Raw genomic sequence first — 13,450 nt, 5'->3', positions numbered from 1 at the left:
AATCAAACAGCGATGAATACAATACCAAGTGTTAATTTAAAAGATTTTCTCTCTGATAATCCAGAAAGAAAACAAAGCTTTGTTGATGCCATTGGTAAAGCTTACGAAGAAATTGGTTTTGTGGCACTTAATGGGCATTTTTTAGATGACGATTTAGTTGAAAATCTATACAGAGAAGTAAAAAACTTTTTTAATTTACCAACTGAAACAAAGCAGAAATATGAAATACCAGGAATTGGCGGTCAGCGTGGATATGTTTCTTTTGGAAAAGAAAGTGCTAAAGGTAAAAAAGAAGGTGACTTAAAAGAGTTTTGGCATTTTGGACAATATGTAGAAAACAATGATGAATTGAAAGCTGAATATCCAGATAATGTGATGGTTAAAGAGCTAACAGAATTTAATGAAATAGGAAAGAAAACCTACAGAATGCTTGAGAAAACAGCTAAATATGTATTGCGAGCATTAGCATTATATTTGGGTTTAGAGGAAACCTATTTTGATGAATATATTCATAACGGGAATTCTATTTTAAGACCAATTCACTACCCACCTATCACCAAAGAGCCAGATGAAGCAGTTAGAGCTGCTGCACATGGCGATATAAACCTTATAACACTTTTAATGGGAGCTCAAGGTCGTGGATTACAAGTTAAAAACCATAAAGGCGAATGGATTGATGCTATTGCTAAACCAGATGAACTAATGATTAACGTGGGCGATATGCTTTCGAGACATACCAATAACAAACTAAAATCTACAATACATCGTGTAGTAAACCCTCCAAAAGAACTATGGGGAACATCACGCTATTCCATTCCATTTTTTATGCACCCCATTAGTGACATGAAACTGAATGTTTTAGAAGGCTGTATAGATAATAACAACCCGAAAAAGTTTGATGATATTACAGCTGGTGAGTTTTTAAACGAGCGTTTAATTGAACTAGGGCTTATAAAAAAATAGTTTACAGTTAAATCAAACTTAAACTACTACTGAATAATAAAAATGGATTTACAAGATCAACTTAAAAACTTATTTCCTGACCACGTTGAAGAAAAAACAACTTCAAACAATAATGAAGATTCAGGAATTTGGATACAAGACGCCCCCATAATATGTAAATACGAAAAGCGAAAAGGTAAACCAATCACTATTCTTGAAGGTTATACAGGAGCCACTGAAGATTTTAAAATACTCGCCAAAGACATTAAAACAAAACTTAGTGTTGGTGGGAGTTTTAAAGATGATAAAATTATAATTCAAGGCGATTTTCGAGATAAAATCATGCAAATATTAAAGGATAAAGGTTTTAAAGTAAAACGCGTAGGCGGATAATATATGGAGAATAATATTTTGCACATCACCAACGGCGGTGTTTTAACGTCATATTTACAGGAATTACAAATTGAAGGTGAAATAGTTACATGGCAGGAAATGCTTTGTGAAGGTCCCACTCAAGAAATTGTGCACTCCCCTAGTTTAATTAAAACAAGAGCAGATTTTTTAAATGAGTTTTACGATGTAGAACTTGATTTAAATAAAATAGACTTTGCCTTATCACAATTAGACAAAGCAAATGAACGTTATAACGAGGTTGTGATTTGGTTTGAATATGATTTGTTTTGCCATATTAATATGCTTGCTGTAATCAATCTGTTGAAACAAAAAGGAATTGAACTTCCATTATATTTAGTTTGTAGTGGTAGAATTTCTGGTATAGATGGATTAAAAGGCTTAGGTGAATTAAGTTCTCAGCAATTGCTAAAGCATTACAAAAATAAAATAAAACTAAAAGAAGAAGATTTAGATTTAGCCATAACACTTTGGCAAATTTATTGTGGCGTAGATCACAATCTTTTTAAACCTTACATTACCAAAACGTCTTCGTTTGATTACTTAAGTAATTGTTTAAAAGCACATTTAAAGCGTTTTCCAGATTCTATTACAGGATTAAACACATTAGAAACCAACGTATTGAATCTTATTAAAGAAAACGATATAAAATCGAAACACCATTTATTAGGTTACACACTTAACTACCAAGGTTTTTATGGTTATGGCGATTTACAACTCAACCGTATAATTGATTACTTAGCACCTTTTTATGTAGTAACTAAAGACAGTGTAAGACTCAATAGAAAAGGACATGAAATTCTTCTTGGTCAATACAATGCTTCCAAAGATTTTGATAGTGATATCGCTTTTGGTGGCGTTAAAAAAAGTCATTTTCAGTTCAGTAAAAAACAAAACAAACTTGTCAAAACTGTTATAAATGCCAATTAAAAAGTCTGAACTTATTTTAAATCCTGATGGTAGTATTTATCATTTAAATTTAAAACCTGAGCATATTGCAAATACCATCATTTTTGTTGGAGATCAAGATCGAGTTTCAAAAGTTACGACTCATTTTGACTCTATTGAATTTGAAACTCAAAAACGAGAATTCAAAACTCAAACTGGCATATATAAGGGTAAACGAGTCTCTGTTATTTCAACTGGTATAGGTGCTGATAATATCGATATTGTATTAAATGAGTTAGATGCTTTGGTGAATATCGATTTCAAATCAAGAACTATAAAAGATACGCTAACAAGCTTGAATATCATCAGAATTGGAACTTCTGGAGCTTTACAACCCGATATACCCATAGATTCTTTTTTGCTAAGTTCATACGCATTAGATATAAACGGTATGTTACACTTTTATGATATTAATAATATAGAAAACCCCGATATTCAAAATGCTTTTATAAAACAAACAAGTTGGTCTAAAAACAAATCGAAGCCTATAATAATTTCAGGCAGCCCTCTCCTAAAAGAAAAGTTTCAAAGTAATAGCATCTACGAAGGATTAACAGCAACTGCTGGTGGTTTTTATGGACCTCAAGGACGTGTTCTGAGGCTCAACCTACAAGACTCTAATTTAAATTCAAAAATGGATGCTTTTGAATATCGAAATACAAAAATAACTAACTTAGAAATGGAAACTTCTGCTATTTATGGGTTATCAAAACTATTAGGGCATGAGGCTATTTCATTAAACGCTATAATTGCTAACAGAGCCAATGGCACCTTCAGTAAAAAACCGAATAAAGTTATTGAAGATTTAATCCTATATACACTAAATAAAATTATAGAATAAACGATTGAACCCATGAAGAAAGTAAACATTGGTGGTGTGCCAGAGCATTTCAATTTAGCTTGGTACTTAACACTGAAGGAAGGTGAATACAAGGCACAAGATATAAACTTACGATGGCATGATTACCATGGTGGTACCGGAGCTATGTGCAAAGCCTTAAGGGAAGGTGAAATTGATATTGCAGTTATTTTAACTGAAGGCATCATTAAAGATATTATTGCAGGAAACCCAAGCAAAATTGTTCAAACTTTTGTTGAAACACCTCTAGTTTGGGGCGTACATGTAGCTAATGATTCAACCTACAAAAAAGTTGAGGATTTAAAAGGAACCAAAGCAGCTATTAGTCGATATGGGTCAGGGTCACATTTGATGGCATATATAAATGCTGAGAACCATAATTGGAATCTTGAAAAAGATTTAGATTTTGAAGTTATTAAAAACCTTGATGGTGCAGTTGAAGGTTTAACCAATGGCATTGCAGATTATTTTTTATGGGAAAAATTCACCACTAAACCTATAGTTGATGATGGTGTATTTAGACGCATAGGCAACTGCCCTTCTCCATGGCCATGTTTCGTAATTGCTGTTAGAAATGAATTTATTGAAAAAAATGAAGCTGATTTAAACATAATTTTAGATACCATCAATAACACCACCAGAGAATTTAAGGATATCCCTAGTATTGATAAAACTATAGCTAATCGTTACCAACAGCAGCTTGAAGATGTTCAACAGTGGTTAGATATAACAGAGTGGTCTCAAGAATTGATTGATGAAAAAACAGTCATGAATGTACAGAAAGAATTATTTGCTTTAAATATTATTCCAGAGATAGTTGACTATGAAAAATTAACTCATAAACTTTAGTCATCTAAACAAAACACTAAATGTTAATAATTTACCAAAAAGAATAATAAAGTATCTCTATTCGTTATTTTTGATACTTATAAAGTTTATAAAATGAAAAAAATATTATGTATCGCCCTTGCAATATCAGCTTTGGCTTGTAAAGAAGAAGCAAAGCCTGATTATGCAATAATTTCAGGAAAAATAATTAATAAACTCCCTGGTGATGTTACTATAAATACTGATGATAGAGTTATAAGTGATGTAGTTGCCATTTCTGATGATGGCACTTTTTTAGATACGCTAAGTATTAATTATAAGTCTTATATACTTTATGATGGTACAAACCCTGTTTTTCTTGAGGTAGAATCAGGCTATAACTTAAACATAACTTATGATGCTAAAGATTTCGAGAACACCATAGCTATTACTGGTGTGGGATCTGAAATCAATACTTATATTGTTGCTAAGTATAAACAGAAAAAAGAACAAAGAAAGAGTGCTCAAGAATTTTTTATGCTAGATGAAGCTGGTTACAAAGAAAAAATGTTGGCTTTTAAAAAAACACAAGAAGCATTATTGTTGGGCACTAAAAATTTACCAGAAACTTTTATTAAAAAAGAAAAGAAGGAACTTCACTATGCGTATTTGAGCAGCTTAAATACTTATGAAAGAGCACATAAGTATTATACTAAAAATGAAGATTTTAAAATTTCAGAAGATTTTCTTGAAGAAGTTAACAAACTTGATTACACCAATGTAGAAGACTTTAACGCTTCACCAAGTTTCAAAAGCTTAACCAATAATTATTACAATAAAAAAGCTGAAGAATTAGCAAAAAATGAGTCGTTAAGCTTTGATATAGCTTTTTTAAAGACAGCCAGTAGCATTGAAAATGAGACTGTTAAAAACACATTGCTTTTTGATTTTGCAAATTACAACTTAACTTATGCTAAAGATGTTGATGAATTCTACAACATATTTAAAGCGAATTCAACTAATGAGAAAAACAATAATTTTATTGATGAGAAGTACAATGAATTAATGGTTCTTGAAAAAGGAAAACCTTCGCCTAAGTTTGTAGATTATGAAAACTACGCAGGAGGAACAACATCCTTAGATGACTTAAAAGGAAAATATGTTTATGTTGATGTTTGGGCAACTTGGTGTGGACCATGCGTAAGAGAAATACCAGCTTTAAAAGAAGTAGAAGAAAAATACCATGGAAAAAACATTGAGTTTGTAAGTATATCAATTGATAAAATAACTGATCATGACAAATGGAAAACTATGGTTAATGAAAGAGAACTTGGAGGTATACAATTATTTGCTGATAACGACTGGAACTCTGAATTTGTTAAAGATTATCAAATAGAGGGTATTCCAAGATTTATTTTAATTGATACAGAAGGCAATATAGTAGATTCAAGTGCTCCAAGGCCTTCTAGTAAGGGTTTAATTAAATTATTTGACGAAAACAATATCTAGTCTAGCATTATTAAAATAAAAAAAGCCGCAAATAGCGGCTTTTTTTATTGTTCATTTCCGCCTTCTGGATTTTGCTGTGGTGGCTGCTCTGGCTGTTTAAACAAATCCAAATAAGCTTCACCTAAATAATCAATAACATGGCTTGCTATTAAACTTTGATAACCAAAATCTTCAATAGCAATGTCTGCCGATTTTCCATGTAAATACACACCAAATATGGTAGCTGTAAGTGGATGATAATTTTGTGAAATCAAGCCTGTAATAATACCCGTTAAAACATCTCCGCTACCAGCAGTAGAAAGTCCGGGGTTTCCTGTGGTATTAACATAAAGTTTATCCTCAAAAACAGTAATAGTATTGGCGCCTTTAATAATTATAATAAGTTTGTGTTTTTTAGAAAATGTTTTGACCTTTTTAAGTTTATCAAAATCATCTTTCCAAGTTCCTATTAAACGTTCTAATTCTTTTGGATGCGGAGTTAAAACAGTTGCTTCAGGTAATAATTTTAGCAAAGTTTTCTTTTTAGAAAGAATATTTATGCCATCAGCATCAATAACCAAAGGTGCTTTATTTGTTTTTAAAAATGCTTCAAAGGCTTTAATAGTATCTGTATCTGTCCCAACACCTATGCCTAAGCCAATTACAGTTGGCTCTATAGCAAAACTAATAGATGTTATTTTTTCTTCATTAGTATCAGTAATCACCATAGCTTCTGGAAAAGATGCTTGCAAAGGTGTATAACCACATTTAGGAACAAAAGCAGAAATTAATCCTGCTCCAGCAGATAAAGCGGCTCTACTAGCTAAAGTTACAGCTCCTATTTTTCCATAGCTTCCGCCTATAATTAGTGTATGACCAAATTGTCCTTTGTGTGAAAACTTTTCTCTAGGAATGTAATTTGGCAATACTTCGTGCTTACCAATTAATTCGACTTCAGTTTCTGTAGTAAATAAAAATTCTTGGTCTAAGCCAATATCCAGAACCTCCCATTGCACAGTATATTTAGCTGTTTCTGGCAAAAAGAAAACTAATTTTGGTGACGCAAAACTTAGTGTAAAACCTGCCCAAACTACAGCATCTTCATCTTCAATAGCTTTATCAGGAAATAATCCTGAGGGTATATCAATGGCTAGAGTAAAGGCTTTACTGGCTCTAAAATGTTTAAATAAATTCTTAACCCATTCATCTACTGGTCTATTTAATCCAATTCCAAATACAGCATCAACAATAATATCATCTGGATTAATTTCAGGGAAATCTTCAGCACAACTTAAAAGTACGGGCCACTTTTTAGTAACATTTTTAATTCTATCGTAATTAATGAGAAAATCTTTTGAGCGCTTATCGCTACAATTTATAATAAATGTATTAACATTATACCCATGAGTGATTAAATGGCGAGCTAAAACAAGTCCATCGCCACCATTGTTACCAATACCACAAAACACATGAATTGGTACTTGTGCACCTTGCATACGCATGTGCATCCAATTAAAAATTTGCGTCCCCGCACGTTCCATCAAATCGGTTGAAGATATTTGTTGCTTCTTAGCTGTTAACTTATCGCCTGCGTAAATTTGCTCTTTAGAGAATATTTTCATCTATATTTTAATTGTTGATTTTTCAGTTCTTAATATGGATTGTCGTTTTTTTTCAATCAAAATCCATTGAATATAAGAATACTGTAAAAAAAATATTTTAGTTTTTTTATAAGGCTAAAAGTAATACTTTTGGAGGGTATTATATAACATAAATGAATCATTTCAACCAAAATACACTTACAATTGTTTCTTTTTTATCAAAAGGAACTACGTCTACTTTTGGTACAACTACAAATATTACAACCCTTTGGGGTTACTAGTTATATATATTCCGCAGACTATTTTTGTAATTTATAGAAATTACAACATTTCAAGCATTATTTTTAATTATTCAAGGTATTAAAACATGAAGGTTTTAAAATTCGGAGGAACTTCAGTAGGTTCTTCAAAAAACATAAATAACGTCATCAGCATTTTAGAAAACTATGGAAAAGATGATTCTATAGCATGTGTAGTTTCTGCAGTTGGTGGTATTACAGATAAATTATTATTAGCGGGAAAACAAGCTCAAAATAAAGACAGAGATTTTGTTAAAACGTTTCAATTTATCAAAGACAAGCATTTAAGCATTATTAAAGAGTTAAATCCAGATAATAATAATGCTATTTTAGAATATGCCGAAGAAAGGCATAACAGTTTAAAAAACTTATTAGAAGGGATATTTTTAATAAATGAATTATCACCTAAAACTTCTGACAAACTTGTGAGTTATGGAGAGCGATTATCCTCTTTCATTATTGCTGGAACAATGAAAAATAGAGGCTTATCTGCAGATAGGAAAAACTCACAAGAATTGGTAATTACCAACTCCAATTACACCAAAGCTGAAGTTGATTATTCTATTACAAATCAAAATATAAAAAGCTATTTTGAAACAGCCACACAAAACATTACTATTTTACCCGGATTTGTAGCTAGTTCTAAAACTGGTGAGCAAACAACACTTGGTAGAGGTGGTTCAGATTTTACAGCAGCAATTATTGCAGCAGCTTTAAATGTTGATCAATTAGAAATTTGGACAGACGTAAGTGGTATGTTTACTACCAATCCAAAGATGGTAAAACAAGCCTACCCTATTGATAAAATATCGTACCAGGAGGCTATGGAATTATCGCATTTTGGTGCAAAAGTATTATACCCTCCAACTGTGCAACCAGTATTAAGTTTAGGTATTCCTATTCATATAAAAAACACGTTAGAACCTGAGGCGATTGGTACTATTATTTCAAATGAGGAAATAAAATCTTCGTCGCCAGTAAAAGGAATTAGTAATATTAACAACATCGCTTTGTTAACCTTAGAAGGCACCGGAATGGTTGGTATACCTGGGTTTTCCAAACGATTATTTGAAACATTATCACAAGAAAAAATTAATGTGATTATGATTACTCAAGCCTCATCAGAGCATTCTATTTGCTTGGGTATAGAAGATAAAGATGCAGATAAAGCAAAGGATGCTATTGATGCCGTTTTTGAAAATGAAATTGCATTGGGGAAAATTGAACCTATAATTATTGAATCTGATTTATCGATTATAGCTTTAGTTGGTGATAACATGAAAAACCACCAAGGTATAAGTGGAAAGATGTTTAGTAGTTTAGGCAAAAATAATATTAATATTAGAGCGATTGCTCAAGGTGCTTCGGAGAAAAACATAACTGCAGTTATTAATGAAAATGATGTAAAAAAGGCACTTAACACTTTACACGAGCAGTTTTTTGAAGCAAAAACTAAACAACTTAATGTATTTATAACAGGTGTTGGAAATGTTGGTGAACGACTAGTTGAACAAATAAAACAGCAAAAAAAATACTTAAAAGAAAACCTAAAAATCAATCTTAGAGTTGCAGGATTATCAAATTCTAGAACTATGATTTTTGATGAAACAGGTCTTAATTTAAAAGATTGGAAAATGCAACTTGCTAATGGAGAAAAAGCCTCTTTACAAGGTTTTTTCGAAAGCGCAAAAGCATTGAATTTACGTAATAGTATTTTTGTTGATGTTACCGCAAATAAAGATATTGCAGAATTATACCCGCAATATCTTAGAGAGAGTATTGCTATTGTAGCTTGTAATAAAATTGCTTGCTCAAGCGAATTAAATAATTACAAAGAATTAAAACGATTATCATTAAAATACAATGCACCATTTTTATTTGAAACTAATGTAGGTGCAGGCTTACCAGTCATTGATACATTAAGCAATTTAATTGCTTCTGGTGATAAAGTAAACTCAATTCAAGCTGTTTTATCTGGAAGTTTAAATTTTGTATTTAATAATTTTACCAATGAAACTAAGTTTTATGATATTGTAAAACAAGCTGGTGCTGAAGGGTATACAGAACCTGACCCAAGAATTGATTTAAGTGGTGTTGATGTAGCTAGAAAGATTTTAATTTTGGCCAGAGAAAGTGGTGTAGAAATGAATTTGGAAGATATTGAAAACACATCATTTTTATCAGAAGCAGGTTTAAAAAGTGATACTGTTGATGATTTTTATAAAACATTAATTGCAGATGAGGCACATTACCAGAGTTTATATGCTTCCGCGAAAGCGAACAACTGTCAATTAAAATATGTTGCTAAATTTAATGATGGTAAAGCAAGTGTTGGTTTACAAGAAATTCCTGAAGGCCATCCATTTTACAATTTAGAAGGTAGTGATAACATTGTTATGTTTTATACAGAGCGATACCCTAAACAACCAATGATTATTAAGGGTGCAGGTGCTGGAGCAGACGTAACAGCTTCTGGATTATTTGCTGATATTATTAGATTAGGAAACGATTAATAATATGGAATTACACAAAGAAAGTAATATTTCTTGCTCCAGTGCAGCCGAAAATTATTTAATAGAAAAGATGAACAAAATAAAAATATTTTCTCCTGCAACCGTAGCCAATGTATCTTGTGGTTTTGATGTTTTAGGCTTTTGCTTAGACAGTATTGGAGATGAAATGGTAATAAGAAAGGTTGATAAAAAAGGCATTGCCATAACTCGAATCGAAGGTTTTGATTTGCCTTTTGAAGCAGAATTGAATGTGGCTGGGGTATCTGCATTAGCCATGTATAATTCACTTGACTTAAATTTTGGCTTTGAAATTGAAATCTATAAAAATATAAAACCAGGAAGTGGTATAGGTAGTAGTGCAGCTAGTGCCGTTGGTAGTGTTTTTGGCATGAATGAGCTTTTAGGTAGACCATTCAGCAAAACACAATTAACAGAATTTGCAATTAGAGGTGAAGCTTTAGCTAGTAAATGTGAACATGCTGATAACCTTGCTCCTGCACTTTTTGGAGGATTTACATTGGTAAAAAGCGTTTCGCCTTTAAAAATTTTAGAAATTCCATCTCCAGATGATTTATACGCCACAATTATTCATCCTCAAATAGAGATTAAAACTTCTGAATCTCGAGCTGTACTTCCAAAAGAAGTCCCTCTCGGTGATGCGATTGAACAATGGGCAAATTTAGGAAGTTTAGTTCATGCTTTACACACAAGCGATTACGAATTAATTAGCCATTCTTTGAGAGATGTAATTATAGAACCATATAGAAGTCAATTGATTCCGTATTTTGATAACGTTAAAGAAGCTGTTTTAAATGTTGGTGCACTTGGTGCTGGAATTTCAGGTTCTGGCCCTTCAATTTTCTCATTAAGTAAAGGTTTGGATACAGCCAATAAAGTAAAAGACGCTATGCATGATGTATATTCTAAAACAGATATAGCATTTGACATACATGTGTCGAAAATTAATGCCAATGGTGTAAAAATTATAAACTAAACGTTTAAATAGAAATATTATGTCATTTCGACGAAAGGAGAAATCTCATAGCAAATAACTAATAAATAGATTCCTGCTTTCGCAGGAATTACAGAAAAATGAACTATTACTCACTTAATCATAAAGCACCAAACACATCATTTAAAGATGCTGTTATAAAAGGATTAGCACCCGATAAAGGTTTGTACTTTCCAGAAAGCATTGAACCTTTACCGCAGTCATTCTGGGATAATTTTGAAAACTTATCGTATTCTGAAATTGCTTTTCAAGCTATTAAACAATTTGTGTCTCCTGAAATTCCAGAAGCTATTTTAAAAACAATTGTTGAAGAAACGCTCTCTTTTGATTTCCCTGTTGTCAAGCTAAATGAAAACATTTCAACTCTTGAGCTTTTTCATGGACCAACAATGGCCTTTAAAGATGTTGGCGCACGTTTTATGGCGCGCTGTTTAGGGTATTTTAATCAAAACAACACCAATGAAGTTACGGTTTTAGTAGCTACTTCTGGAGATACTGGAGGTGCTGTGGCTAATGGGTTTTTAGGAGTTAAAGGTGTAAATGTAGTTATACTCTACCCGAGTGGAAAAGTAAGCGACATTCAAGAAAAACAACTAACAACATTAGGTCAAAACATCAAAGCTTTAGAAGTAAATGGGACGTTTGACGATTGTCAAGCCATGGTGAAGACCGCTTTTTTAGATGAGGAGTTAACCAGTAAAATGCAGTTAACATCAGCAAACTCAATAAACGTAGCACGTTGGTTACCACAATTATTCTATTTTATGTTTGCTTACAAGCAATTACATAAAAAATATGAGGACATTGTATTCTCTGTACCAAGTGGAAACTTCGGAAACATTTGTGCTGGTATGATGGCGCAACAATTAGGCTTACCAATCAAACATTTTATAGCATCAAACAATGCTAATAACGTAGTAACACGTTATTTACAATCGCAGTTGTACGAACCAAAACCGTCTATTCAGACTATTAGTAATGCCATGGATGTTGGCGCGCCAAGTAACTTCATTCGTATTCAAGAGATTTATAAAAATAAATTTGATAGCTTAAAACAAAATGTGTCTTCATACAGCTTTACAGATGAAGAAACCAAAGCAGCCATGTTAGAAATTTACAATAACTACAATTATGTTGCAGACCCACACGGAGCTGTTGGTTATTTAGGAAGTAAGACATATCTAAAAGAAAACCCAAACGCCCATTGTGTGTTTTTAGAAACCGCGCATCCAACTAAGTTTTTAGATGTTGTTATAGAAGTCATCAAAGAAGAACAACCTTTACCAAAGCAAATTCAAGAAGTAATAGATAAAGAAAAGGAATCGGTAGTCATTTCTAGCTATCAAGGTTTAAAAGCTTTCTTATTGTCATAAGAGCTTTTTAGCAATAAATTAAAGCTGCAATCAAGCACATGCTAAAAAAATTAATATTTGTTTAACAGGATACCTCATGATGGTATAGTTTGTTTTTTTCTAGAAATTTACACACATAAGAAAAAAACTGCAGCAATGAGAAAAATTACAATTCAAACATCGTACATATTAGTGTTTTCGCTTCTATGTATTCAATTATCAGCACAAACAACAATGTGCGATGGAATTCTACCTTTTGAAGAACAAAATGGATTACTAACCATTGAAATGGAATCTGGGATTAGGAACAATTCCAACTGGAAAACAGGAAGTGAAGCAGATCCTAATTTGTCTGGTTCTACAATTGATTACATATTCTGGGATGGCCCTCAGTCTTTTTCTGCTTTAACAGGAGCGCCTATAACTTACAATATAAAAATTAATAATCCAGGAACATATAGACTTGCGTGGCGAGGGCGCATAGGCACTGGCACTTCTGGTGGTGAGCATAATGATGCTTGGTTACGTATAGTAGCTGATGATTTTTATGCCACGAAACAAAGTAGTGCAACATCTACATTAGCAGTTGAACCAAAACCAAATTGTAATAGTAATGCAGATAGGGATTGTCCAGAAGGTTCTAGTGTTGATGGGTATTTTAAAGCTTTCATGAATAGGCACCCCGTAAATCTTCCAGTAGATCAACGTTGGGGCTTTGTAACAAATACAAATGATGGAGATTCTTTTAGATTTATATGGGCATCTTTCAATACTGCAGGCTTATATTCAGTTATTGTAGATGCAAGGTCTAGTTTCTTTTTTATGGACAAAATGGTACTACGTAGAACAGATGTATCTGATAGTACAGCATTTAATTTAACAAATAGTGAATCGTCTTGTGCTACATTATCAGTTAATAAATTAAATAAAAATAGTGATGTAAAAATATTCCCAAATCCAACTAATGGAAAAGTTGAAATTGATAACTTATTTTCAAATGGGAAATTATTTTTGAAAAATATACACGGTATTACTGTTCGGGAAGTAAACTATATTTCTTCAAAACATTCTATTGATATTTCTGATTTACAAAGTGGTATTTATTTTATTTCTAACTCAGACGTCAACAATTATTTTGTAAAGAAAATTGTTAAATTTTAATCCTTTTATTTAGCAATTGATTTTTTCTAATTAATCTATCTTTCTTGAAATTTTCAA

General features: G+C 32.1%; 11 protein-coding genes. 10 read left to right on the top strand and 1 reads right to left on the bottom strand.

What is annotated here, in order from left to right:
* Positions 1-12: 12 nt before the first annotated feature.
* The 6 genes from Q0772_RS07925 (at position 13) to Q0772_RS07900 (ending at position 5,476) form a co-directional block, all read left to right on the top strand.
* Positions 13-963 (top strand): 2-oxoglutarate and iron-dependent oxygenase domain-containing protein, encoded by a 951-nt coding sequence (locus Q0772_RS07925; RefSeq protein WP_298342587.1) that lies wholly within the window; start codon positions 13-15, stop codon positions 961-963.
* 42 nt (positions 964-1,005) lie between these two features.
* Positions 1,006-1,335, top strand: a complete 330-nt coding sequence (locus Q0772_RS07920) for a translation initiation factor (protein WP_298342584.1) — start codon at positions 1,006-1,008, stop codon at positions 1,333-1,335.
* A 3-nt stretch (positions 1,336-1,338) separates the two neighbouring features.
* On the top strand, positions 1,339-2,283 hold the full coding sequence (locus Q0772_RS07915) for a DUF1835 domain-containing protein (RefSeq protein ID WP_298342581.1): 945 nt from the start codon (positions 1,339-1,341) through the stop codon (positions 2,281-2,283).
* Positions 2,273-3,142 (top strand): nucleoside phosphorylase, encoded by an 870-nt coding sequence (locus Q0772_RS07910; protein ID WP_298342578.1) that lies wholly within the window; start codon positions 2,273-2,275, stop codon positions 3,140-3,142. Before Q0772_RS07915 ends, Q0772_RS07910 begins: the two co-directional genes overlap by 11 nt.
* Positions 3,143-3,154: 12 nt before the next feature.
* The gene (locus tag Q0772_RS07905; protein ID WP_298342575.1) at positions 3,155-4,009 is read left to right on the top strand and encodes a substrate-binding domain-containing protein; all 855 of its coding nucleotides are present in this window, start codon (positions 3,155-3,157) and stop codon (positions 4,007-4,009) included.
* Between the two features lie 93 nt (positions 4,010-4,102).
* Complete coding sequence (locus Q0772_RS07900; RefSeq protein WP_298342572.1) at positions 4,103-5,476, top strand: TlpA disulfide reductase family protein; 1,374 nt, start codon at positions 4,103-4,105, stop codon at positions 5,474-5,476.
* A gap of 44 nt (positions 5,477-5,520) precedes the next feature.
* On the opposite strand, the gene Q0772_RS07895 is transcribed toward Q0772_RS07900, so the two are convergent.
* Complete coding sequence (locus tag Q0772_RS07895; RefSeq protein ID WP_298342569.1) at positions 5,521-7,077, bottom strand: NAD(P)H-hydrate dehydratase; 1,557 nt, start codon at positions 7,075-7,077, stop codon at positions 5,521-5,523.
* Between the two features lie 346 nt (positions 7,078-7,423).
* Between Q0772_RS07895 and thrA the strand changes: the two genes are divergently transcribed.
* The 4 genes from thrA to Q0772_RS07875 all read left to right on the top strand — a co-directional run bounded on the left by thrA (position 7,424) and on the right by Q0772_RS07875 (position 13,393).
* Positions 7,424-9,868 (top strand): bifunctional aspartate kinase/homoserine dehydrogenase I, encoded by a 2,445-nt coding sequence (gene thrA, locus Q0772_RS07890; protein ID WP_298342566.1) that lies wholly within the window; start codon positions 7,424-7,426, stop codon positions 9,866-9,868.
* A 70-nt stretch (positions 9,869-9,938) separates the two neighbouring features.
* The gene (locus Q0772_RS07885) at positions 9,939-10,862 is read left to right on the top strand and encodes a homoserine kinase (protein ID WP_298343554.1); all 924 of its coding nucleotides are present in this window, start codon (positions 9,939-9,941) and stop codon (positions 10,860-10,862) included.
* Between the two features lie 98 nt (positions 10,863-10,960).
* Positions 10,961-12,253, top strand: coding sequence for a threonine synthase (gene thrC, locus Q0772_RS07880; RefSeq protein ID WP_298342562.1), 1,293 nt, complete (start codon positions 10,961-10,963; stop codon positions 12,251-12,253).
* A 135-nt stretch (positions 12,254-12,388) separates the two neighbouring features.
* Positions 12,389-13,393, top strand: coding sequence for a T9SS type A sorting domain-containing protein (locus tag Q0772_RS07875; protein ID WP_298342559.1), 1,005 nt, complete (start codon positions 12,389-12,391; stop codon positions 13,391-13,393).
* Positions 13,394-13,450: the final 57 nt, after the last annotated feature.

The organism is uncultured Algibacter sp. (genome assembly GCF_947490405.1).
Taxonomy (GTDB): Bacteria; Bacteroidota; Bacteroidia; order Flavobacteriales; family Flavobacteriaceae; genus Algibacter_B.
The sequence above is the reverse complement of the archived record's forward strand: the minus strand, read 5'-3'. Positions and strand labels throughout refer to the sequence as shown.

Bases quoted from the DNA above. Each gene is read 5' to 3' on its own strand.
- Q0772_RS07925 (WP_298342587.1), top strand. From the start codon at position 13: ATGAATACAATACCAAGTGTTAATTTAAAAGATTTTCTCTCTGATAAT.
- Q0772_RS07915 (WP_298342581.1), top strand. From the start codon at position 1,339: ATGGAGAATAATATTTTGCACATCACCAACGGCGGTGTTTTAACGTCA.
- Q0772_RS07875 (WP_298342559.1), top strand. From the start codon at position 12,389: ATGAGAAAAATTACAATTCAAACATCGTACATATTAGTGTTTTCGCTT.
- thrC (WP_298342562.1), top strand. From the start codon at position 10,961: ATGAACTATTACTCACTTAATCATAAAGCACCAAACACATCATTTAAA.
- Q0772_RS07905 (WP_298342575.1), top strand. From the start codon at position 3,155: ATGAAGAAAGTAAACATTGGTGGTGTGCCAGAGCATTTCAATTTAGCT.
- Q0772_RS07910 (WP_298342578.1), top strand. From the start codon at position 2,273: ATGCCAATTAAAAAGTCTGAACTTATTTTAAATCCTGATGGTAGTATT.
- Q0772_RS07885 (WP_298343554.1), top strand. From the start codon at position 9,939: ATGAACAAAATAAAAATATTTTCTCCTGCAACCGTAGCCAATGTATCT.
- Q0772_RS07920 (WP_298342584.1), top strand. From the start codon at position 1,006: ATGGATTTACAAGATCAACTTAAAAACTTATTTCCTGACCACGTTGAA.
- thrA (WP_298342566.1), top strand. From the start codon at position 7,424: ATGAAGGTTTTAAAATTCGGAGGAACTTCAGTAGGTTCTTCAAAAAAC.
- Q0772_RS07900 (WP_298342572.1), top strand. From the start codon at position 4,103: ATGAAAAAAATATTATGTATCGCCCTTGCAATATCAGCTTTGGCTTGT.
- Q0772_RS07895 (WP_298342569.1), bottom strand. From the start codon at position 7,077: ATGAAAATATTCTCTAAAGAGCAAATTTACGCAGGCGATAAGTTAACA.